Genomic DNA, 22,786 nt, shown 5'->3' with positions numbered 1-22,786 from the left:
GGAAAGGGGCGGGGTCGGGATCCGGGTCAGCAGCCGGACTTGCCGGCGTACAGGGCGAGGGCCGTGTTCGACCCGAGCGTCGCCGTGAACTGGCCCGAACTGTTCACGCTCACCGCCTTGTTGCTCTGCACATCGCAGTACGTGCCCGCGGCGAGCGACGTCTGGTAGGTGCGGGTGAGCGCGGAGGACTCGTGGTTGATCGCGACGTAGCCCTTGCCGCCGCGGCCGAAGGCGATCGCGTCGGCGCCGTCGTCCCACCAGTCGGTGACGGACTGGCCGCGGGTGGCGTTGCGGAAGGCGACCATGGACTGGATCTCGGGCCAGGCGTGCTGGCACTTCCAGCCGTCCTGCCAGCAGGCGTTCACCGTGCCGCCGTTGGGCGGTCCGGCGTCCTTGTCGGTCCATTCGTAGCCGGAGTTGATGTCCGGTGATCCGTAGGGCCAGGCCAGCATGAAGACGTTCGCCAGGGTGTAGTCGGCGCCGTCCTTGTAGTTGAGGGTGTCGCCGCCGCGCTCGGTGTCGTGGTTGTCGACGAAGACGGCGGACTGCCCGGAGGCCATGTAGCCCCAGCCCTCGCCGTAGTTCTTGAGGTAGGCGAGGTTCTCGTTCTGGAAGACGCGCTTGAGGTCGCGGGCGTAGCGGAACTCCTGGACGTCGCCGGTGCCGAGGTACTCGCCGGGCGAGACCGCCTCACCGGCGCCGTAGATCGCTTCCTGCTTCCAGTAGGCGTTCGGGTTGCTGAGCCGCGACTTGATGTTGGCGAGGTCGGCGGCCGCGATGTGCTTGGCGGCGTCGATCCGGAACCCGTCGACGCCGAGCGAGAGGAGGTCGTTCATGTACGTGGCGATGCGGCCGCGCACGTACTCCTCGCCGGTGTCGAGGTCGGCGAGGCCGACGAGCTCGCACTCCTGGACGTTGAAGCGGTCCTGGTAGTTGCTGATCTGCGCGGTGCAGTTGTCCATGTCGGCGGCCGAGTAGGTGCCGGGGTAGTCGTACTTGGAGTACGCGGAGCCGCCGGTACCGGTGCCCGATCCGGCCGCCATGTGGTTGATCACGGTGTCGGCGACGACCTTGACGCCGGCCGCGTGACAGGTGTCGACCATGTTCTTGAAGGCCGTACGGTCCCCGAGCCGGCCCGCGATCTTGTAGCTGACGGGCTGGTACGAGGTCCACCACTGGGGGCCCTGGATGTGCTCCTGGGGCGGCGAGACCTGGACGTATCCGTAGCCCGCGGGGCCGAGCCGGGCGGTGCACTCCTTCGCCACCGAGTCGAACCGCCACTCGAAGAGGACGGCGGTGACGTCCTTGGCGCCGGGCGGGGCCGCCTGGGCCGTCCCGGCGGATCCGGCGGCCCCTATGAGGGTGCCGGCCGCGAGGGCGAGCGCGGCCGCCCGCGATCTGATAGCCATGTTTCCTCCTGCACGTCGGTGTGCTGATGAGGTGTCCCTGCCAATCGCAGGGGGCTGTGGGGGGATGCCCTCCCCGGCCGCGCGGGTGCCGGGGAGAGCGGTTCAGAACGTCAGACGGTCCACCACACGGTCGTGTCGGCGGGAACGACCGCGTGACCGTCACCGTGCTCGATGTCGTCGGCGGCCGAGCTGGCCAGCAGGACCCGGCCCGACACGGTCACACGCACCGCGGCGCCCGTCGTGTTCGCGACGCACACGAACGCCTCGCCGCCGCCGCGCGGCTCCCGCCGGAACGCGAGCACGCCCTCGGGCGCCGCCAGCCACTCGACGGAGTCACCCGCCCCGAGCGCCGGGTGCGCGCGCCGCACGGCCAGCGCCGAGCGGTACATCTCCAGGGTCGAGCCGGGCACCCCGGTCTGCGCCTCCACGCTCAGCGCGCCCCAGCCCGCGGGCTGCGGCAGCCACGAGCCGCCCGCCCCGAAGCCGTACGAGGGCCCGTCGACGGTCCACGGGATCGGCACCCGGCATCCGTCGCGGAAGCCGTCCTGCCCGGCCGCGCGGAAGAACGACGGGTCCTGGCGCACCTCGTCGGGCAGGTCGACGACGTCGGGCAGGCCGAGCTCCTCGCCCTGGTAGACGTACGCGGAGCCGGGCAGCGCCAGCATGAGCAGGGTCGCGGCGCGGGCGCGGCGCAGGCCGAGCGCCGGCTCCGCGGCGACGCGCTGCTGGGTGCCGAGGCCGGGCGGGTTGGCGTAGCGCGTGGTGTGCCGGGTGACGTCGTGGTTGGACAGGACCCAGGTGGCGGGGGCGCCGACGGGACGCATCGAGTCGAGCGAGCGGTCGATGATGTCGCGCAGCTCGGTCGCGTCCCAATAGGAGGACAGGTACTGGAAGTTGAAGGCCTGGTGCAGCTCGTCGGGGCGCACGTAGTGCGCGGTGCGCTCCACGGTGGGCGTCCACGCCTCGGCGACGAAGATGCGCTCGCCGGCGTACTCGTCGAGGATCAGCCGCCAGGCGCGGTAGATGTCGTGCACGCCGTCCTGGTCGAAGAACGGCATGACGTCATTGCCGAGCAGCTTCAGCTGCTCGTGCGCGCCGAGGTCGGGCAGGCCGTCGGCCTTGACGAGGCCGTGCGCGACGTCGATGCGGAAGCCGTCGACGCCCATGTCGAGCCAGAACCGCAGGATGGAGCGGAACTCGTCGCCGACGGCGGGGTGTTCCCAGTTGAGGTCGGGCTGCTCGGGTGCGAAGAGGTGGAGGTACCACTCGCCGTCGGCGACGCGCGTCCAGGCGGGGCCGCCGAAGATGGACTCCCAGTCGTTGGGCGGCAGTTCACCGTTCGCGCCCTTGCCGGCCCGGAAGTGGTAGCGCTCGCGCAGCGGCGATCCGGGTCCTTCGGCGAGGGCCCGCTTGAACCATTCGTGCTGGTCTGACGAGTGGTTGGGCACGAGGTCGACGATGACGCGCAGGTCAAGTCCGTGCGCGTCGCGGATCACGGCGTCCGCGTCGAGGAGGGAGCCGAACATCGGGTCCACGGCACGGTAGTCGGCGACGTCGTAGCCGGCGTCCGCCTGCGGGGACGCGTAGAACGGGCTGAGCCACACCGCGTCCACGCCGAGGTCTCTGAGGTGCGGGAGCCGGGCGCGGATGCCTTCGAGGTCACCCATGCCGTCGGCGTTGCTGTCGGCGAAGCTGCGCGGGTAGACCTGGTAGATCACCGCGTCGCGCCACCAGCCGGTGGACGCCTGCGCGGGAACGGAGGTCGAGGCGGAGGCCGCGCCGGCCTGCGCCGTGTCGGCAGTGTGCTGACTCATGGTGTCCTTGCTGCGTCAGGGGTTTGCGTGCGTGCGGGGGTCGGGCGGAGCGGCCGGGCTCAGCCCTTGGTGCCGCCCGCCGTGAGGCCGGTGACCAGGTTCCTCTGGACAAGGTAGAAGAACGCGGACACCGGAATGGCGATCAACACCGCGGTCGCCGCCATGTAGTTCCACTGCGCGTCGTGCTCGCTGACGAAGCTGCGCAGGCCCACGGCGAAGGTGTATTTCTCGTCGTCGAGCATGAACGTGGAGGCGAAGGCGACCTCGCCGAAGGCGGTGATGAAGCTGTAGAACGCGGCCACCGCGAGGCCCGGCTTGGCCAGCGGGACGATGAGGCGGGCGAAGGTGCCGAAGGGCGAGAGCCCGTCGATGCGGCCGGCCTCGTCGATCTCGTACGGGATGGTGTCGAAGTAGCCCTTGAGGAGCCACGCGCAGTACGGCACCGCGGTCGAGCAGTACACGAGGATGAGCCCGCCGTACGTGTCGATCAGGCCGAGGTCGCCGAGGATCTCGTACATCGGCACGATCAGGACGGCGATCGGGAACGCCTGCGTGAGCAGCAGCACCCACATCAGCTTGCGGTGGCCGGGGAAGCGCATGCGCGAGACGGCGTAGCCGGTGGTGGCGGCGAACAGGACGCCGACGACCGTCGTGCCCAGGGACACGATCAGCGTGGACTCGAGCCACTTGAAGAAGTTGGTGTGCTCCAGGACGAACGAGTAGTTCGAGAGGGTCGCCTTGTCGAGGATGCGCCCGGGGTGGAGGTAGTCGTCCTTGTCCGGGCCGAGCGACAGATAGACCAGCCAGGCGATCGGGAACAGGGCTATCAGGCTCGCGACGCTCAGCACGCCGTGCGACAGGAACGTCGCGAGGCGGCTGCGTTCGCCGCGCCGGCGCGCCCGGCGCGGGCGGACGGCTTCGGTGACCGGCTGCGCGCCGGTCGCCGGGGTGTCGACGGTCGTGGTGCTCATGGAGGCGGCTCCTGCGGCGTCAGGCGAGCTGCTCATTGCGGTTCAGCCAGCGGTAGTAGAAGGAGGTGAAGACGGCGAGGAGCGACAGGAGCAGCACGCCGTACGCGGCGGACTGGGCGTAGTCGCGCGGCTGCTGGCCGAAGCCCAGGTAGTAGGCCCAGGTGACGAGGATCTGGGCGTCGGGCGCGGTGTTGCCGAACAGCAGGAAGATGACGTTGAACTGGTTGAACGTCCAGATGACGCCGAGCAGTACGACGGTGGAGCTGACCGACCTGAGGCCGGGCAGTGTGACGTTCCAGAAGCGCTGCCAGGGGCTCGCGCCGTCCATCTCCGCGGCCTCGTAGAGGACCGGGTCGATCGACTGGAGGCCGCCGAGCAGCGACACCATCATGAACGGCACCCCGCACCAGGTGTTGACCAGGATGGCGGCCGAGCGCTGGAAGAAGGTGTCCTCCAGCCACTGCGGCTGCGGCAGGTGCAGCGAGCCGAGCACGGAGTTGATGATCCCGGAGTCGGACAGCATGATCCGCCACGAGAACACGGTGACGAACGTCGGTACGGCCCACGGCAGGATGAGCAGCAGCCGGTAGAAGGTGCGCCCGCGCATCTTCTGGTTGAGGAGCATCGCGAGGCCGAGCCCGATGACGTAGTGCAGGGCGACGCAGAGCGCCGTCCACACGATCGTCCAGATGAAGTGCGACCAGAAGCGGTCGTAGGAGGTCGGGCCCCACAGGATGTCGGCGTAGTTGCCGAACCCGATGAACTGGTACGTGGCGTCGATGTGGTTGACGCCGATCGTGCGCGCCGAGTTGAGGCTGTCGGCGTCGGTGAGCGTCAGGTAGAAGCCCCGTACCAGGGGATAGATCACGAGGACCCCGAGCACGACGACGACCGGCGCGATCATCGCGTACGCGTACCAGTGCTTCTGGTACGAGCGCCGCAGGCGCTTGAGCGGGCCGGGGCGCGGCGCGCGGCCGCCGCGCGTCTTGGCGGCCGTGCTGTCGACGGCGACTGTCATGGTTCGGCACCTTCTGGGGATCGGCTGCTCACTGCGTGCGGCGCGGCGCCGCCGGTTCCGCCCGCCCCCTCGCGGGCGGAACCGGCGGCAGCCGTCAAAGAGGGGTCACTTGCTGAAGTCGGGGACCAGCTTCGCGAACGAGGTCCGCGCGTTGCCGATGCCCTTGTCCAGGGACTCCTTGCCGGTGGCGACCTTGGGCCACTCGGTGTCGAGCGGGGCCCACAGCGAGCTGTACTCGGGCAGTTCGGGGCGCGGCTGGGCGGCGGTGAGGACCTTCTGGAAGCCGGCGATGCCCGGGTCGGTGACGACCTTCGTGGTGTACGCGTCCTCGCGCGTGGGCAGCGTCGAGTTCTTGAGGGCGATCTGCTCCTGCGTGGCCGCGGAGGTCATCCACTTCACGAACTTGAGCGAGGCCTCCTGGTGGGCCTTGTCCGAGCCGGCGTAGACCGCGAGGTTGTGGCCGCCGGTCGGGGCGCCCGCCTTGCCGGTGGAGCCGGCCGGGACGGTCGCGATCCCCAGGTTCTCCTTGTCCTTGAACGCGGAGCCCTTGTAGAAGTTGGTGATCTCCCACGGGCCCTGGATGATCGCGGCGACCTTGCCGTTCACGAACGCGTCCTGGATGTGGGCGTACGCGTCGGCGGTGGCGTCGGCCTTGTGCAGGCCCTTGCCGTCGAAGAGACCCTGCCAGGCCGTGAGGCCCTTCTTGGCCTCGGGCGAACCGATGGTGATCTTCTTCGCGGAGGCGTCGACGGTGTCGCTGCCCTCGCCGTACAGGAACGGCATCGAGTAGTAGCCCTGCGTGGAGCCCCAGTAGCCGTCGATGCCCGTCTTCGACTTGATCTTGGCGGCGTCGGCCTTCAGGTCGGCCCAGTTGGCGGGCGGCAGGTCGATGCCGGCCTTCTTGAAGAGGTCCTTGTTGTAGACGAGGGCCAGGGTGTCGGTGACCAGCGGCGCGCCGTAGGTCTTGCCCTCGAACTGGGCCTGCTTGATCAGGCTCGGCTGGAACTTGTCCTTCTCGGCGAGGGCCTCGGTGCCGTCGAGCGGCAGGAGGTAGCTCTTCTTCGCGAAGGCCGGCGTCCAGCCGACCTCGGCGCGCAGCACGTCGGGGGCACCCTTGGAGCCCGCGGCGGTGTCGAACTTGTTCTGCGCCTGGTCGAAGGGGACGTTGACGTACTTGACCTTGATGCCGGAGTTCGCCTTCTCGAACTCCTTGACCAGGGCCTTGTACGTCGGTGCCTCGTTGGTGGCGTTCGACGTGTCCCACCACGTGATGGTGACGGGCCCCGAGGCCTTGTCGCTGCCGCTGTCGCTTCCGCCGCAGGCCGTCGCCGCGAGGGCGAGGGACGCCACCAGCGCGGTGGCCGCTATGCCACGCCGCATGAGATCTCCTAGAGGGTGAAAGCCCGAAGTGGTGGGAGACGGTCCCGTCCGTACCCCTTGCCGACTCGCCGACCGCACCGTTGCCGCCGCCGGGCGACGTGAACGTAACAGCGTTGCAAGCACGGCGAAAGACCTTGCAGAAAAATATTGCAAGAAGATCCAGTCGGTTATCGGTCCGTGACCTGCGCTCCGGGGCGTGCGGGCGCGCCGACCGGTCTGACAGGCCACGGATGCCTTGTGCAAGAATCTGCAAGCTCTTGCTACACCGGGCCGGCGCGGGGATCATCGGAACCCCATGGGCCCCACGCGAGCCACATGCCAGTCAGACGAGGGAGCGCCATGACGCAGCAGTCCGCAGCGGGCCGTTCAACTGCCCGCACGCGGCGACCGGTTGACGGTGGGCAGTCCGACGCGCGACCGGTACAGTCCCATCCCGTGACCGCGCGACTGGCCGACATCGCAGCGCAGGCGGGGGTCAGCGAGGCGACGGTCAGCCGGGTGCTCAACGGCAAGCCGGGGGTGGCCGCTGCCACCCGCCAGTCCGTGCTTGCCGCGCTCGACGTCCTCGGCTACGAGCGGCCCGTGCGGCTGCGCCAGCGCTCCGCCGGACTGGTCGGCCTGATCACGCCGGAGCTGGAGAACCCCATATTCCCGGCGCTCGCCCAGGTCATCGGCCAGGCCCTGACCCGCCAGGGCTACACCCCGGTCCTGGCCACGCAGACCCCCGGCGGCTCCACCGAGGACGAGCTCACGGAGATGCTCGTCGACCGAGGCGTCTCCGGCATCATCTTCGTCTCCGGGCTGCACGCCGACACCTCGGCGGACATGCAGCGCTACGAGCAGCTGCGCGCGCAGGGTGTGCCGTTCGTGCTGGTCGACGGCTTCTCGCCGAAGGTGCAGGCACCTTTCATCTCGCCCGACGACCGGGCCGCGATGCAGCTCGCCGTCACCCACCTCGTCTCGCTGGGCCACACGCGGATCGGGCTCGCCCTGGGCCCGAAGCGGTTCGTGCCGGTCCAGCGGAAGATCGAGGGCTTCGTACGCACGATGCAGGACCTCCTGCCCCTGTCCCCGGCGGAGATCGAGCGCGATCTGGTGCAGCACTCGCTGTACACGCTGGAGGGCGGCCAGGCCGCGGCCACGGCGCTCATCGACCGGGACTGCACGGCGATCGTGTGCGCCAGCGACATGATGGCCCTCGGTGCCATACGGGCGGCGCGGCAGCGAGGCCTCGACGTCCCGTCCGACGTCTCGGTGGTCGGCTTCGACGACTCCCCGCTGATCGCCTTCACGGACCCACCCCTGACCACGGTGCGCAAGCCGGTCCCGGCGATGGGCCAGGCGGCCGTCCGCACGCTCCTGGAGGAGATCGGCGGGACGCCCGCGCCGCACAGCGAATTCGTCTTCATGCCCGAACTGGTGGTCCGCGGTTCAACCGCTTCGGCCCCAGGGGACCGTCTGCCGCGCCCCTAGGTAACCCGTCCTCCGCAGGACGTAGAGCGTGCGTGGATGACCCACCCGGGGGATGATCGAGCGAGGGGTCGGTATCTGGCAGACTCTGTCTCTATGGGTGAATCGACCGTGACGACACTGGAAGGCCAACAGGGGCCCACCACATCACCCATGGCGGATGACCGCCGCGATGGGCGGGGACCCCTCGGCCGTATACGCGCACCGCGTCGCCCCAGGCTCTGGTTCGAGATCCTGCTGATCGCGGTGAGCTACTGGACGTACTCCCTGATCCGCAACGCCGTTCCGGAGCAGCGGTCGCAGGCTCTGAGGAACGCCGACTGGATCTGGCGCATGGAGCACCATCTCTCCATCGCCGTCGAGCAGAGCGTCAACCACGCCGTGAATTCGGTGACATGGCTCATCGTCGGCATGAACTACTACTACGCGACACTGCACTTCATCGTCACGCTCGGTGTGCTCGTCTGGCTGTTCCGCTGCCATCCGGGCCGCTACGCGGCGGCCCGGACGGCGCTCTTCGCGACGACGGCGGTCGCCCTGGTCGGCTACTACCTGTACCCGCTCGCCCCGCCCCGCCTGATGAACGGCGGCCACTTCGTCGACACGGTCGCGGTTCACCACACCTGGGGCTCGATGGCGTCCGGCGACCTGAAACACATGTCGAACCAGTACGCGGCGATGCCGTCCATGCACATCGGCTGGTCCCTGTGGTGCGGCCTGACGATCTTCGCCCTGGCCTCGGTGCCGTGGGTGAGGGTCCTCGGACTCCTGTACCCGGCGCTGACCCTGGTCGTCATCGTCTCGACCGCGAACCACTTCTGGCTGGACGCGGTGGGCGGCATGGCGTGCCTCGCGTTCGGCTTCACGGTGGCGCGGCTCTGGTACGGGGCGCTGCCCTACACCATGCCGCGCCTCGTGCCGGCGCCCGCTGCGTCCGGGGTCAGGCCCCCCGGTACGTGACGTGACCGCCGACCGCCGTCAGGCGGACCGGCGCCTCGGCCACCTCGTCGGCCGGGGCTTCGACCGGGTCGACACCGAACGCCGTGAGGTCGGCCCGCAGACCGGGGACGATACGCCCGCCGTCCTCGCCGGCGGCCAGCGCCGCGTGTGACGTGCAGCCCTCCAGCGCCATGAGCCCCGTGAGCCCCTGCGCCGGCCCGGCGGCGCCCTCGGGGACCCGGGCCATGGACAGGACCCGGCGCACGTCGTAGTGCGCGATCGGCCAGTCCGAGCCCAGCGCGAGCACGGCGCCCGCGTCCCGCAGGTCCCTGATGCGCCAGGCGCGCGAGGCCCGGTCCGTGCCGAGGCGCTTCGACCACTCGTCGCCGTGGTCGCCGCGGGTGTACGCGGTGTGCGGCGGCTGCATCGAAGCGGCGACGCCCAGCGCGGCGAACCGCGGGATCGTGTCGTCGGGGACCGTCTCGATGTGCTCGATCCGGTGCACGCCCCGGCCGCTCTCGCCCAGGGACTCGACGGTGTCCAGGACGTGCCGGACGGCCGCGTCCCCGATCGCGTGGGTCGCGGTGCCGACGCCCGCCGCGTGCAGGTACCGCACCGCGTCCGCGTACGCCTTCGGGTCCGGCCAGAACGCGTCGGTGCCCTGGCCGTGGCAGTCCGCGTGCTCCAGCCACGCGGTGCCGCCCTCGACGGTGCCGTCCATGAAGAACTTGACCCCGCCGACCCGCCAGTGCCGCCCGGCCTCGCGCTGGACGGCGATCAGCTCGTCCAGGCCGGTCTGGTCGACGCCCGGCATGCACCAGGGCGCGAGCCGCAGCCGCAGCGGCAGCACGGCCTCCTCCTCGACCGAGGCGAGCAGCTGCGGGACGTCACCGTGGCCGAGGTCCATGACGTGCGCGCCGGTCAGGCCCGTGGCGGCCATGTCGGACAGCAGCGCGAGCAGTCCGGCGCGGCGCTCGGCGAACGACGGCCGCGGCATGACGGCGAGCATCAGGTCCATCGCGGCGTGCTCGACGAGGTGCCCGGTCGGGCGGCCGTCCGCGTCGCACACGATCTCGGCGCGCTGGACGAACTCGCGCGGCCCGGTGATCCCGGCCGCCGCGAGCGCGGCCCCGCCGGCCAGCGCGGAGTGCCCGTCGTAGAGGCGGACGAAGGCGGGCGCGCCGTCGAGGACGTCCTCGATCAGGGCCCGGTCGACGGCGCGGCCGCCGAACGCGTTGTGGTCGAGCCCCCAGGCGACGACCCAGCCGTCGACGCGGGGCGCCGAGCGCAGGGCCGCCCGCAGCTCGTCCAGGTTCCGCACGCCGGACAGATCCGTCCCGGTCGCCATCTCCAGGCCCCACACCGGGTGGCTGTGCGCGTCCACCAGGCCGGGCACGAGGGTCGCGCCCGTGAGGTCGACGCGTTCGGTGCCTGGTCCGTTCCAGTCGCGTACGACGTCCTCGGTGGCTCCCACGGCGGCGATCAGACCGTCGCGGACGGCCACGGCGGTCGCCTCGGGGAGCGCGGGGTCGAGGGTGCGGACGCGGGCGCCGGTGAGGAGGAGGTCGGCTGCGGGCATGGGGGTGAACTCCGTTCGGGGTGGGGCTGCGTTCCGTAGGGGCGGGCTCTGCGGGCTACGCGTCGGCGGACGGTTCCGCCGCGAAGCGCTCGTACACGTCGGGCCTGGTGCGGCGCAGGCGCCGGGCGAGGGCGATGCCGAGGACGAAGACGGCGGGGGCCACGGCCATGAGGATCATGTTGACCAGGGAGGACGCACCCGTGAAGAGGTCGAGGTGGGTGCAGACCAGCACGATGGCGATGCTGAGGAGCACCGTCGCCGCGATCGGCGCGACGACCGTGCGCAGCACGCCCTCTTCGTGGGTGATGCGGCGGAAGTAGAACGGCACGGCGATCGCGGCGAGCAGCTGGAGCGCCATCAGGCCGATCATGCCGGGGGTGTTCACCCACAGGAGCAGCTGCGCGTACGGGTCGGCGCCCGCGGCCCAGAAGGCGAGGACGACGGCCGCGCCGAGCACGGTCTGCGCGACGCCCGCGAGGTACGGGGAGCGGTGCTTGGCATGGACCGTGCCGAACATCTTCGGCAGGACGCCCTCCTCAGCGAGCGCGAGCCCGTAGCGGTTGATCGCGTTGTGGAAGGCGAGGAGCGAGGCGAGGACGCTGGTCACGATCAGGATGTGCATCAGGTCCGCCGCCCAGCCGCCCACGAAGGTGGTGATGGCGGAGAAGAACAGGCCTGCCGGGTCGCTGCCCGCCGCCTGGACGACGTGGGCGTCGCCGAAGGCCTGGATGACGGTCCAGACGATGAACGCGTAGAACACGCCGAGGAAGGCGACCGCGATGTAGGTCGCGCGGCGCACCGTGCGGCCGGGGTCGCGGGCCTCGCGGCGGTAGATGACGGTCGACTCGAAGCCGGTGAACGCGGCGAAGGCGAAGGCCAGTACGGCGGCGGTGCCGGGGACGAGCACGTTGCCCGGCGCGAAGGACGCGGCGGACAGGCCGTGCGCGCCACCCTTGAGGAGCACGCCGCCCGCGAGCAGGACGAGGATGCCGGTCTCGGCGCAGAGCAGGACGCCTAGGAGTTTGGCCCCGAAGTCGATGGACCGGAAGCCGCCGTACCAGATGAGCACGAGTCCCGCGAGGGACACGGGCAGCCAGGGGATGTCGATGCCGAAGAGGGCGTGCAGGGTGTCCTGCGTGGCGGTGCCGAGCAGGCCGTAGACGCCGATCTCCATGCCGTTGTAGCCGACCATGGCCAGCAGCGCGGCGCCGATGCCGACGGAGCGGCCGAGGCCGCGCGTGATGTACGCGTAGAAGGCGCCGGCGCTGCGGACGTGGCGGCTCATCGTGGTGAAGCCGACGGCGAAGACGGCGAGCGTCAGGCCGGCGAGGAGGTAGCCGACGGGGGCGCCGATGCCGCCGAGCGCGATGGCGAACGGGGCGACGCCCGCCATGACGGTGAGCGGGGCGGCGGCGGAGACGACGAAGAAGGCGATGTCGGCGGTGCCGAGGGTGCCGGCGCGCAGGGTGGGCTCCGCGGCGGTCGCGGTCGCGCTGTCCTGCGTCTGCGTCTGCGTCTGCGGTGAGGTTACGGGCATGGGGAGGGAAGCCCTTCTGGCGGCGGGGGACGGGGGTCCCGGAGGCGTCGTCCCGGTGGCCGGGAAGCGAAACCTAAAGGCTTTCGGTTTCGGCAATGTAGCCTCCCTTTTGGCATTCGGGAAGACCTCAGATTCGGAGAGCGCGCGATGGGACGGCCGAGCAAGCCACTGCTGGACAGGGAGCGGATCACCACGGCCGCGCTCGAACTCGTCGACGCGAAAGGCGACTTCAGCGTTCCGCGGATCGCCGCAAAGCTCGGGGTCCAGACGGGATCCGTGTATCACCATGTGGACGGCCGGGACGGGATCGTGGAGTTGCTGCGCGAGCGGGTCGCCGCCGCGATCGACCCCGCGACGCTCGCCCGCGACGAGCGGCCGTGGGCCGAGGCCCTCGCGGACTGGGCCCGCTCCTACCGGGCCGCCTTCGCCGCCCACCCCAAGGCGATCCCGCTGCTGACGACGTCACCCGTGCGGGCCCCGCGCGTCCTCGACCAGTACGAGCTCGCGGCCGGGCTCCTGCTGGACGCCGGGTTCGCCCTGCCGGACGTGATGCCGGTGATCATCGGCCTGGAGAACGTCGTACTCGGCTCCGCCCTGGACATGGCGGCGCCGGAGGCGATGTGGGAACTGGCCGACGAGACCGCGACGCCGCGGCTGGCGGCGGCCCTGGCCGCGATGGGCGCGGGCCGCGCCGACGCGGCGTTCGAACTGGCGCTGACCGGGTTCCTCGCCCACGTGTCCACGCTGCGGAGGTGACCCGCGGGGGCTACGCCCCGTAGAAGCGCTCCTCCATCACCGCGCGCGCCCGGCGCGTCATGCGGCGGTAGTCCTCCAGCATGTCGCCGACGTGGCCGGGGTCGTAGCCCAAGTACCGTCCCACGGCCGCGAGCTCACGCCCGTCGGACGGGAACGTGTCGCCCGGGCGGCCGCGCACCAGCATGACCGCGCCGCGCACGCGGGACGCGAGGACCCACGCCTCGTCGAGGATCGCCGCCTCCTCGCCCGGGATCAGCTCCGCCGCGCACGCCGCGGCGAGCGCCTCCCGGGTGCGGGTCGTGCGCAGCCCCGGCTCCACCCACCCGTGCTGGAGCTGGAGGAGCTGGACCGTCCACTCGACGTCGGAGAGCCCGCCGCGGCCCAGCTTCGTGTGCAGCGTCGGGTCCGCGCCGCGCGGCAGCCGCTCGGACTCCATACGCGCCTTGAGCCGCCGGATCTCGCGCACGGCGTCCTCGCCGAGCCCTTCGGCCGGGAACCGCAGCGGGTCGACGAGGTCGATGAAGCGCCGCCCCAGGTCCAGGTCGCCCGCGACCGGTTCGGCCCGCAGGAGCGCCTGCGACTCCCACACCAGGGACCACCGCCGGTAGTACGCCTCGTAGGACTTGAGGGTGCGCACGACCGGCCCCGACTTGCCCTCGGGCCGCAGGTCCGCGTCGATGAGGAGCGGCGGATCCCCGCTCGGCAGGGCGAGCAGCCGCCGCATCTCGGACACGACGCGGTTCGCGGCCTTCGCCGCCTCCTGGTCGTCGACGCCCTCGCGCGGCTCGTGCACGAACAACACGTCGGCGTCCGACCCGTAGCCGAGCTCGTGCCCGCCGAACCGCCCCATGGCGATGACGGCGAACCGGGTGGGCAGCTCGTCCCCCCACCCCTCGCGCACGACGGCCCGCAGCGTCCCGGCGAGGGTCGCGGCCGTGATGTCGGAGACCGCGCCGCCGACCCGGTCCACCAGGGCGCCCTGGTCGGCCTCGGCGGGCGTGTCCTCGGTGCCGTACGAGGCGATGATGTCGGCGGCCGACGTACGGAACAGCTCACGTCGCCGCACCCCGCGGGCCGCGGCGACGGCCTGCTCGGCGCCGTCCGCGCGCCCGACCGCGGCCAGCACCTCCTGCTCCAGCTGGGCGTGCCCGCGCGGTTCGAGGCCCCGCTGGTCGCCGAGCAGGGCGACGGCCTCCGGCGCGCGCATCAGCAGATCGGGCGCGAGCCGGCCGGCCGAGAGCACGCGTGCGAGGTTCTCCGCGGCCGCGCCCTCGTCCCGCAGCAGGCGCAGGTACCAGGGCGTCTTGCCCAGCGCGTCGGACACCTTGCGGAAGTTGAGCAGCCCGGCGTCCGGGTCGGCGGAGTCGGCGAACCAGCCGAGGAGCACCGGGAGCAGCGTCCGCTGGATGGCCGCCTTGCGGGTCACGCCGGACGCCAGCGCCTCCAGGTGCCTCAGCGCGGCACTGGGGTCGTGGTAGCCGAGGGCGACGAGCCGTTCGCGTGCCGCCTCGGTGCTCAACCTGGTCTCACCGGAGGCGAGTTGGGCCACGGCGTCGAGCAGCGGACGGTAGAAGAGCTTCTCGTGCAGGCGCCGCACGACCGAGGTGTGGCGGCGCCAGGCCCGGTGGAGTTCGGTGATCGGCTCGGTCCGCATGCCCATGGAGCGCCCGGTGCGCCGCAGGTCCGCGTCGCCCTCGGGGACGAGGTGTGTACGCCTCAGCCTGTAGAGCTGGATGCGGTGTTCGAGGGTGCGCAGGAAGCGGTAGGCGTCGTCGAGCTGGACGGCGTCGACCCGCCCCACGTACCCGCCGTCGGCGAGGGCGGCCAGCGCGTCCAGGGTGGTGCCGCTGCGCAGCGAGAGGTCGGCCCTGCCGTGCACCAACTGCAGGAGCTGGACGGCGAATTCGACGTCCCGGAGCCCGCCGGGACCCAGTTTCAGCTCCCGGTCGACCTCACCTGCGGGGATGTTCTCGACGACGCGCTTGCGCATCTTCTGCACGTCGGGCACGAAGTTCTCGCGCTCGGCGGCCTGCCAGACGAGGGGCGAGAGCGTCCTGACGTACGCGTCGCCGAGTTCGGGGTCGCCGGCGACGGGCCGCGCCTTGAGCAGCGCCTGGAACTCCCAGGTCTTGGCCCACCGCTGGTAGTAGGCGAGATGCGAGGAGAGCGTCCGCACGAGGGGACCGTTGCGCCCCTCGGGGCGCAGATTGGCGTCGACGGGCCAGATCGTGCCTTCGACGGTCGTGTCGGAGCAGATCCGCATCATGTGCGAGGCGAGCCGCGTCGCGGCCTGGATCGCCTTGCCCTCGTCGGCGCCCTCGACGGCCTCGCCGACGAAGATGACGTCCACGTCGGAGACGTAGTTGAGTTCGTGGCCGCCGCACTTGCCCATCGCGATGACCGCGAGCCGGCACAGCGCGGCGTCCCCCGGCGCGTCCGCCTGCGCCATGGCGAGGGCCGCGCGCAGGGTGGCCGTGGCCAGGTCGGCGAGTTCGGCGGCGGTCTGGGCGATGTCGGTCGTCCCGCACACGTCACGGGCGGCGATCGACAGGAGGCAGCGCCGGTAGGCGACCCGCAGGGAGTTCGGGTCGACGGCGTCCGCGAGGCCCCGCTCGAACTCCGCCACACCGGGGTGCAGGTCGGACGGCTCGTAGGTGACGAGGGCCTGCCAGTCCAGCGGGTGCCGGGCCAGATGGTCGGCGAGCGCCTCGGACGCGCCGAGGACACCGAGGAGCCGGTCGCGCAGGGGCTTGGCCGTGATGAGCGTGTCGAGGAGCTCCCGGCGCTCGGGGTCGCCGGCCTGCGCCTCGACGAGCCGGACGAGCCCGAGGAGGGCCAGATCGGGGTCGGCGGTGGCGCCGAGGGCGTCGAGGAGCAGCGGGTCGGAGCGCACGGCGGAGAGGCCCGGCACGTCGAGGAGCCGCTCGGCGGCGGAGGGATCCGTGAAACCGTGCCGCAGCAGCCGCGTGAACGTACTGCTCCTGCGCCCTTGCGGCACCGACATCGCACGGCCTCCTGTTCGATCACGCACTGGTCCAGAGCCTAAGGCTTCGCCGGTGAGTTCCGCCCGCGTGCGGGGTCTGCCCTTTGACGGGAGCATCGGGAGACACGGTACGGCCGGACGGGCGCCGGTGCTTCGCGCAGCCGGAGCACACTCATGTCTGAGAACGCAGTCGAAAACCGCAGCCGGAAAAGGGAGCACCCATGGACTGGACCCTCGAAGTGGTCGTCGTGCCCGTCTCGGACGTCGACCGGGCGAAGGACTTCTACGCGAACGGGCTCGGCTTCAAGGTCGACGTGGACCAGGTCGTCACGGACGGCGTCCGGATCGTGCAGCTGACGCCGCCGGGGTCGCGCTGCTCGATCGCCCTGGAGCAGGGTCTGCCGGTCGCGCCGGGGCAGCAGGCGATGCGGCCGGGGTCGCTGACCGGCATCCAGATGTGCGTGACGGACATCGACGCGGCGCGGGCCGAGCTGCTGGAGCGGGGCGTGGACGTGAGCCCGGTGCAGCACGTGGGGGCCAAGGGCTGGGAGGACGGGCCCGGCGACGTCTGGAACTCGTTCATGTTCTTCGCGGACCCGGACGGCAACGGCTGGACGGTGCAGCAGGCGCCGGCCCCGCTCTCGGAGCGCTGAGGGTTCACCCGCCCTTCACATGTGCGTGGGACAGGGGCATCTTGGCGTGTGCATGCTCTAGCCGCACCGCCGCCGTCTCTCCCCCCACCGGAGGTCTCACGTGCTTGGCAGATCACTGTTCCGACGCGGCCGCACCGCGGCGCTCGCGTCGGCCTTCGCCCTGACCGCCGTCGCGGTCGCGCTGTGGTCCGGCGTGGGCGGCTCGTCCGCGCAGGCCGCGGCGGGCGTCCCCACCCCGGACCACACCGTGGTCGTGGTCTTCGAGAACCACGCCTACAACCAGGTGATCGGCTCCTCCAGCGCCCCGTACATCAACAGCCTCAAGACGAACGGCGCCGGCCTCTCGGCCTCGTACGCGCTGACGCACCCGAGCCAGCCGAACTACTTCGCGCTGTTCTCGGGCGCCACCCAGGGCATCACGGACGACAGCTGCTACACGCCCGGCTTCTCCTCGCAGCCCAACCTGGCCTCCGAGCTGATCGCCGCCGGCAAGACCTGGGGCAGCTACAACGAGGGCCTGCCGAGCCAGGGTTCGACCACCTGCTCGTCCGGCGACTACGCCCGCAAGCACAACCCGTGGTTCGGGTTCAGCAACGTCCCCACCTCCACGGCGAAGACGTTCGCGCAGTTCCCCTCGGACTACTCGACGCTCCCCCAGGTCTCCTTCGTGGTCCCCGACCTGTGCAGCGACATGCACGACTGCTCGGTGTCGACCGGTGACACCTGGCTGGAGAACAACCTCTCCGCCTACGCGACCTGGGCGAAGACGCACAACAGCCTCCTCGTCGTCACCTTCGACGAGGACAACCGCCTGGCCGGCAACAAGATCCCGACGGTCCTCTACGGCCAGCAGGTCACCCCGGGCGCCACCTCGGCGACCACCTACAACCACTACGACGTCCTGCGCACGATCGAGGACATGCACGGCCTCCCGCACGCGGGCAACGCGGCGTCGGGCAAGGACATCACGGGCATCTGGACGTCCTGACATGTACGTAGCGGACAGCCGCGCCGCGGCGTCCGCGGAACCCGCCGCCCGGCCACCGGCCGGGCGGCGCGGCACCGCGATCGCCCCCACGGTCCTGGCCCTCGGCTCGGTCAGCCTGATCACCGACGTCTCGTCCGAGATGGTCACGGCCGTCCTGCCGCTCTACCTCGTCGCGGGACTCGGCCTCTCCCCCCTCGGCTTCGGTCTCCTGGACGGCGTCTACAACGGCTTCTCGGCGCTGGTGCGCCTCGTCGGCGGCCACTTCGCGGACCGCGGAGGCGGCCGCCACAAGACCGTCGCCCTGTTCGGCTACGGGCTGTCGGCGCTCTGCAAGCCCCTGCTCCTGCTGGCCGCCACGCTCCCCACGATCGGCATGGTCCTGGCGGCCGACCGCACCGGGAAGGGCCTGCGCACGGCTCCGCGGGACGCCCTGATCTCCCTGAGCAGCACCCCGGCCACCCGCGGCAGGGCCTTCGGCGTGCACCGGGCGATGGACACGACGGGCGCCCTCCTCGGCCCCCTCGCCGCCTTCCTGATCCTGCGTGCGACGACGGACGGCTACGACGCGGTCTTCACCGTCAGCTTCTGCGTCGCGGCACTGGGCGTACTGGTCCTGCTGCTCTTCGTCCCCCGCCGGCACGAAGCCGAGCGGGTGACCGCCGAGGACAGCCGCCCCGCACCCGCGCAGGAGACCGCCGAGGTCAGCCACCCCGCACCCGCGCAGGAGACCGCCGAGGTCAGCCACCCCGCACCCGCGCAGGAGACCGCCGAGGTCAGCCACCCCGCACCCGCGCGCCCCACCCTCAGGTCCGCGCTCGCTCTCCTGCGCCGCCGCGAAGTGCGCCGCACCACCGTCTGCGCCCTGCTCCTCGGCCTCGCCACGGTCAGCGACTCCTTCATCTACCTGCTCCTCCAGCGCCGCCTCGGCGTCCCCGACCAGTGGTTCGCGCTGCTCCCCCTGGGCACGGCGGCCGCGTTCCTGCTCCTGGCGGCGCCCCTGGGCCGGCTCGCGGACCGCCTCGGCAGCTGGCGCGTGTTCCTCGCCGGCCACGCCGCGCTCCTTGCCGCGTACGGCCTGCTGCTCTCGCCGTGGCACGGCTCCGCCCTGCCGTACGCGGTCCTGGCGCTGCACGGCTGCTTCTACGCGGCGACGGACGGCGTCCTGATGGCGGCGGCCTCCACCGCCATCCCCCAGGAGCTGCGCTCGTCGGGGCTCGCCGTCGTCCAGACCGGCCAGGCGCTGGCGCGCTTCGTCTGCTCGATCGGCTTCGGGGCCGCCTGGACGGCGTGGGGCGACCGCACGGCTCTGGGCGCGGCCACGGTCGCGCTGGCGGCGGGCGCGGCGGTGGCGTACGCCTTCCGGCCCACAGCCCCCACCCCCGCGGAGGTAGTACCCGCATGACGACACGTAACAGGCTGCTCGTCCTCGTCGCCACGGTCATCGCCCTGGCGGCCGTCGCGACCGCCTCGGTCTGGCACGCTGCGGCGCGCGCCGACCGCAGGAACGAGGCGCACGCGGGCGGCCCGATGGTCACGGCGGGCCGGGTGACCCTGCCGGCCGGGGCCACCGGGGCTCCCCGCCACCTCGTCTTCCGCAACATGGCGTGGGGTCCCCACCGGGACGAGCTCACCACGGTCCCGGCGGGCCGACCGGACGCGCCCCGCACCGCGTCGGGTGTCAAGTGCCTGCGTTTCTACGCCGCTTCGGGCACGGCCGTCTGCCTGCGGGCCGAACGGGGCGCGATGCAGGACACGTACACGGCGCGCGTCCTGGACGCGCGGCTCAGGGAGAAGGCCCACTACGCGCTGCCGGGCATCCCGTCCCGCGCCCGCGTCTCGCCGGGCGGGCGGTACGCGGCGTGGACGGTGTTCGTGGGCGGCGACAGTTACGCGGGCACGAACTTCTCGACGCGGGCGGCGATCGTGGACACCCGCACGGGCCACCTCACGCCGACGCTGGAGGACTTCCGGGTCGTCAAGGACGGCCGGACCTACCGCGCGGCGGACATCAACTTCTGGGGCATCACGTTCGCGGCGGACGACCGCCACTTCTACGCGACGCTCGCGACGCACGGGAAGACCTACCTCGTACGGGGCGATCTGCGCACCCGCACGCTGACCACCGTCCACCAGAACGTCGAGTGCCCGTCCCTCTCCCCCGACGGCACCCGCATCGCGTACAAGAAACGCGTGAAGGGCCTTTCGGCGGACGCCCCTTGGCGGCTGTACGTACTCGACCTGCGCACGCTCCACGAGACGCCCCTGGCGGAGACGCGCAGCGTGGACGACCAGGCGGTCTGGAGCGACGCGCACACGCTCACGTACGCGCTGCCGGGCGACTACGGCGCGGACCTCTACACCGTCCCGGCAGACGGCACAGGCGCTCCGCACCGCCTCACGAAGGCCGCGGTGTCACCGGCGTACCTGTGACGGGCCGCGATCCGGAACCGCGCATGCAGGTGGCAGACGGGCCCGCGAACCGCGAGGCTGGGGCGATGGACATGACCCTGGAAGTGATTCAGCTGCCCGTCTCGGGCCTGGACCGGGCGAAGGACTTCTACACGAACAAGGTCGGTTTCAGCGCGGACGTGGACCGCGAGGTGATGCCGGGCGTCCGGATCGTCCAGCTCACCCCGCCCGGATCCGGCTGTTCGGTGACGCTCGCCGAGGGCGTCCCGAACCCCACGGGCACCCCGCAGCCGGGCACGTACCACGGCCTGCAACTCGTGGTCGCGGACATCAAGGCGGCCCACGCGGAGCTGACGGCGCGTGGCCTCGACGTGTCGGAGCCCCAGCAGTACGCCCCGGACGACGGCGGCACGTTCATGTACTTCACCGACCCGGACGGCAGCGGCTGGGCGATCCAGGAGTACCGCAAGCGCGCCACGCAGCCGCTGCACGAGCTACTGAGCGAACAGCACCAGGGCTGACCCGGCTCATGGCTCCGGGATCAGCCGCACCACCGTCACGACCAGGATCGACCCGGACACGTAGTACCGGACGATGACGCCGCGCACGGTCGCCTCCCTGCGGTCCGCCCATCTGCCGATGGGGAGGGACCCGTGCCCGTACGGGTCGACGCCGAGGGTGCGTTCCAGCTCCGCCCTGAACGGCACGGGTCCCGCCATCTTCGCGAGGGTGTCGTCGGCGGGCGGCGCGTACGAGATGCGGTGGCGACGGCGATGACGGTGACTCACGCGGCTCCGGCCCTCTCCGCTTCCTCGCGGGCGAGCCGGTCCATGATGGCGTCGGCGGCCGGGTCGGGCACGGCCTCCAGCATCCAGTGCCGCATCACGGCGTGGATCTCGTGCACCCCGGCCGCGTTGATCTCCCGGTCGAACTCGTCGCGCCGGTGCTCCGGCAGGGCGTCGCGGATGGCGGGGATGCTGTTGGGCACCTCGACCTCGACCCCGTCGACGAGGGTCTTGAGCGGCTCGGCCATGACGCGCTCCCTTCTCGCTTCCCGACCACGGTAGCGACCGGCGGAACGCCAAAGGGGCGGGACGCGCCACGCGCCCCGCCCCTCCAAGTGCCTTACAGCACCGGCAGGTTCCTTGTGGGTCGACGGCGGACGGGAGGGAAGCTGGGGAGGGTGGTGGGTGGACGGGCCGGCTCAAAGGCCGCTTCGCATCTTGGGGCGACCACCCGTCGGACAGCCCCGCCTCATGAAAGCGGGCGGCTAGCTGGTGCGGACCAGCAGGGACACCGTGAGGCCGGTGGGGCGCGCTTCTCCGGACACCTTGTAGTGGGCCTGCAGCGCCGCCGCCTGGGTGAGGGGCAGCCCTTGCAGCGGATCCGGCGCGTTCCCCTCCACCACCACCCAGATCCGCTTCTCGCCCCGCAGGCACCGGGCCGGCTCGGGGCACTCGGTCGCCGCCAGGTCGTCGCGCCGGATCGGTGACTCGGAGAGGAAGACGTCGCGCAGCTTCAGGTCGCGGGGAAGGTAGTAGCTGACGCCCAGCGAGAGTGCCTCCTCCTGGACCCGGTTGTAGACGATCGCGTCGCCGGAGGCGTAGCCCTGCTGGATGGTTCGTGCGGCCGCGGCGAAGTCGGGGCCGCCCGACCAGTAGTGCGCGAGCGGCTCGCGCATGGATTTCTGGTCCGAGAGCGTGAGCAGGGTGAGGACAGCGAGGACCGCCGCGATCACCCGCCGGGACCGTGCCCCGGCGGCAAGCCCGGCCCCGGCCAGCATCGCGAGCGCCGGCAGGGTGAACAGCATGTAGCGGAAGTAGAAGTACGAGATGTGTCCGTGGGACACCGCCCAGATCACCAGGACGGGCGCGACGGCCGACACGGTGCAGAAGACGACGGCGTCGCGGCGTGCCTGGCAGGCGACGAGGGCCAGCAGGAGCACCGTCCCCGCGCACAGGCCGGAGTAGAACAGCTGGGACCAGATGTCGATCAGGCTCCACGCCCCCGGCTTGGTGATCCACCAGATCTGCCGTGCGGTCTGCGCCCTGCCCAGCACCACGACCGGGACCAGCCAGACGACGCCGCCCAGGACCGCGCAGCCGAAGCCGAGCCAGGTCCGGCGCTCGCGCCGGGCCCGCATGGCCACCAGGACCAGATGCCCGATCAGGCACGTCAACGCGATCAAGTGGAACAGTCCGACGGCCGTCAGGGCGAGCGCGTAACCCGCCCATCGCCACGGGTTGCCGGGACGGTCCAGGGCCCTCAGCAGCAGCAGCGCGGACAGGATCACGGCCAGCATCACCAGGGCATAGGGGCGGGCCTCGTGGGCGAAGCGGCTCACACCCGGGATCAGGGCGAACAGCAGACCGGCGGTCAGTCCCGCGCGGTGACCGAACAGCCGCCGCCCGACCAGCGCGACACAGCAGGCGGCACCGGTCATGGCCAGCGCCGAGGGCATGCGCAGGGCGAGGGCCGAGTCACCGAAGACGCTCGTCCAGGCGTGCAGGATCAGGTAGTACGTGCCCAGCACCCCGTCCACCCGCTGCACCGTGGCCAGCACCTGGCCGACGCTGCGGCCGGACATGTCCCAGCTCGTCAACTCGTCGCGGCCGAGCAGCGGTTCGCCGATCCGGTACATCGCCAGGACGAGCGTGACCATCGCCGGACACCACCACAGACGGACCGCCGTCGCCTTCGGGTCGCCGTGCTGTGCTGCGCGGGCCGGATCGTCGTCCGTGCGCGGAGCGGTAGGGGAGAGAGTTGCCATGGCGAAAGCCATAGCGGCGCGGCGGCGCCGGCGTCCTCCGTGACCCGCCTGTTGTGGGCGGCTTTCCCCTGTTCGGCTCTGGGCTGTTACGGAACCGGGCCCACGGGGGA

At 71.6% G+C, this 22,786-nt stretch carries 19 protein-coding genes; 8 read left to right on the top strand and 11 right to left on the bottom strand.

Annotated features, from left to right (window positions below; translation table 11 throughout):
* Positions 1 to 26 precede the first annotated feature (26 nt).
* From OG456_RS26010 to OG456_RS25990, 5 genes are all read right to left on the bottom strand, one after another.
* Positions 27 to 1,409, bottom strand: a complete 1,383-nt coding sequence (locus OG456_RS26010; protein ID WP_266564969.1) for an alpha-amylase family protein — start codon at positions 1,407 to 1,409, stop codon at positions 27 to 29.
* A 110-nt stretch (positions 1,410 to 1,519) separates the two neighbouring features.
* The gene (locus OG456_RS26005; protein ID WP_266564967.1) at positions 1,520 to 3,223 is read right to left on the bottom strand and encodes a glycoside hydrolase family 13 protein; all 1,704 of its coding nucleotides are present in this window, start codon (positions 3,221 to 3,223) and stop codon (positions 1,520 to 1,522) included.
* Positions 3,224 to 3,282: 59 nt separating this feature from the next.
* Positions 3,283 to 4,194, bottom strand: a complete 912-nt coding sequence (locus OG456_RS26000; RefSeq protein WP_266564965.1) for a sugar ABC transporter permease — start codon at positions 4,192 to 4,194, stop codon at positions 3,283 to 3,285.
* A 19-nt stretch (positions 4,195 to 4,213) separates the two neighbouring features.
* Complete coding sequence (locus OG456_RS25995) at positions 4,214 to 5,212, bottom strand: carbohydrate ABC transporter permease (RefSeq protein ID WP_266564963.1); 999 nt, start codon at positions 5,210 to 5,212, stop codon at positions 4,214 to 4,216.
* Positions 5,213 to 5,317: 105 nt separating this feature from the next.
* Positions 5,318 to 6,592 (bottom strand): extracellular solute-binding protein, encoded by a 1,275-nt coding sequence (locus OG456_RS25990; protein WP_266564961.1) that lies wholly within the window; start codon positions 6,590 to 6,592, stop codon positions 5,318 to 5,320.
* 435 nt (positions 6,593 to 7,027) lie between these two features.
* On the opposite strand from OG456_RS25990, the gene OG456_RS25985 reads away from it, so the two are divergent.
* Both OG456_RS25985 and OG456_RS25980 read left to right on the top strand, forming a co-directional pair.
* Positions 7,028 to 8,065, top strand: a complete 1,038-nt coding sequence (locus OG456_RS25985; RefSeq protein ID WP_266564959.1) for a LacI family DNA-binding transcriptional regulator — start codon at positions 7,028 to 7,030, stop codon at positions 8,063 to 8,065.
* A 93-nt stretch (positions 8,066 to 8,158) separates the two neighbouring features.
* Complete coding sequence (locus OG456_RS25980) at positions 8,159 to 9,022, top strand: phosphatase PAP2 family protein (protein WP_266564957.1); 864 nt, start codon at positions 8,159 to 8,161, stop codon at positions 9,020 to 9,022.
* On the opposite strand, the gene OG456_RS25975 is transcribed toward OG456_RS25980, so the two are convergent.
* Together OG456_RS25975 and OG456_RS25970 are read right to left on the bottom strand one after the other, a co-directional pair.
* Positions 9,003 to 10,580 carry an amidohydrolase gene (locus OG456_RS25975; protein ID WP_266564955.1) on the bottom strand — a complete coding sequence of 526 codons (1,578 nt, stop codon included), beginning with the start codon at positions 10,578 to 10,580 and terminating at the stop codon, positions 9,003 to 9,005. The two genes, OG456_RS25980 and OG456_RS25975, sit on opposite strands and share 20 nt — an antisense overlap.
* A gap of 55 nt (positions 10,581 to 10,635) precedes the next feature.
* Positions 10,636 to 12,117, bottom strand: a complete 1,482-nt coding sequence (locus OG456_RS25970; RefSeq protein WP_266564953.1) for an APC family permease — start codon at positions 12,115 to 12,117, stop codon at positions 10,636 to 10,638.
* A gap of 147 nt (positions 12,118 to 12,264) precedes the next feature.
* Here OG456_RS25970 and OG456_RS25965 point away from each other — a divergent pair, with 147 nt between their 5' ends.
* Entirely contained in the window at positions 12,265 to 12,873 is a 609-nt protein-coding gene (locus OG456_RS25965; protein WP_266564951.1) for a TetR/AcrR family transcriptional regulator, read from the top strand.
* Between the two features lie 10 nt (positions 12,874 to 12,883).
* Here OG456_RS25965 and OG456_RS25960 read toward each other — a convergent pair whose 3' ends face one another.
* Positions 12,884 to 15,877: a bifunctional [glutamine synthetase] adenylyltransferase/[glutamine synthetase]-adenylyl-L-tyrosine phosphorylase gene (locus OG456_RS25960; protein WP_266564949.1), complete on the bottom strand. Its 2,994-nt coding sequence runs from the start codon at positions 15,875 to 15,877 to the stop codon at positions 12,884 to 12,886.
* 200 nt (positions 15,878 to 16,077) lie between these two features.
* Between OG456_RS25960 and OG456_RS25955 the strand changes: the two genes are divergently transcribed.
* The 5 genes from OG456_RS25955 to OG456_RS25935 all read left to right on the top strand — a co-directional run bounded on the left by OG456_RS25955 (position 16,078) and on the right by OG456_RS25935 (position 20,427).
* Entirely contained in the window at positions 16,078 to 16,509 is a 432-nt protein-coding gene (locus OG456_RS25955; RefSeq protein ID WP_266564947.1) for a VOC family protein, read from the top strand.
* Positions 16,510 to 16,609: 100 nt separating this feature from the next.
* Positions 16,610 to 17,497 carry an alkaline phosphatase family protein gene (locus OG456_RS25950; protein ID WP_266564945.1) on the top strand — a complete coding sequence of 296 codons (888 nt, stop codon included), beginning with the start codon at positions 16,610 to 16,612 and terminating at the stop codon, positions 17,495 to 17,497.
* Between the two features lies 1 nt (position 17,498).
* Entirely contained in the window at positions 17,499 to 18,899 is a 1,401-nt protein-coding gene (locus OG456_RS25945) for an MFS transporter (protein ID WP_266564943.1), read from the top strand.
* Positions 18,896 to 19,927, top strand: a complete 1,032-nt coding sequence (locus OG456_RS25940) for a TolB-like translocation protein (RefSeq protein ID WP_266564941.1) — start codon at positions 18,896 to 18,898, stop codon at positions 19,925 to 19,927. Before OG456_RS25945 ends, OG456_RS25940 begins: the two co-directional genes overlap by 4 nt.
* A gap of 65 nt (positions 19,928 to 19,992) precedes the next feature.
* On the top strand, positions 19,993 to 20,427 hold the full coding sequence (locus OG456_RS25935; protein ID WP_266564939.1) for a VOC family protein: 435 nt from the start codon (positions 19,993 to 19,995) through the stop codon (positions 20,425 to 20,427).
* A gap of 6 nt (positions 20,428 to 20,433) precedes the next feature.
* Here OG456_RS25935 and OG456_RS25930 read toward each other — a convergent pair whose 3' ends face one another.
* The 3 genes from OG456_RS25930 to OG456_RS25920 form a co-directional block, all read right to left on the bottom strand.
* A complete protein-coding gene (locus tag OG456_RS25930; protein ID WP_100592578.1) occupies positions 20,434 to 20,625 on the bottom strand; it encodes a hypothetical protein in 192 nt (63 codons plus the stop codon).
* 65 nt (positions 20,626 to 20,690) lie between these two features.
* Positions 20,691 to 20,939, bottom strand: coding sequence for a hypothetical protein (locus OG456_RS25925; RefSeq protein WP_116502412.1), 249 nt, complete (start codon positions 20,937 to 20,939; stop codon positions 20,691 to 20,693).
* A gap of 237 nt (positions 20,940 to 21,176) precedes the next feature.
* Positions 21,177 to 22,676, bottom strand: a complete 1,500-nt coding sequence (locus OG456_RS25920; RefSeq protein WP_266564936.1) for a glycosyltransferase family 39 protein — start codon at positions 22,674 to 22,676, stop codon at positions 21,177 to 21,179.
* Positions 22,677 to 22,786: the final 110 nt, after the last annotated feature.

The sequence above is a fragment of the Streptomyces sp. NBC_01446 genome (assembly GCF_026340095.1).
In the GTDB taxonomy this organism is placed as follows: Bacteria; Actinomycetota; Actinomycetes; order Streptomycetales; family Streptomycetaceae; genus Streptomyces; species Streptomyces aureus.
The sequence above is the reverse complement of the archived record's forward strand: the minus strand, read 5'-3'. Positions and strand labels throughout refer to the sequence as shown.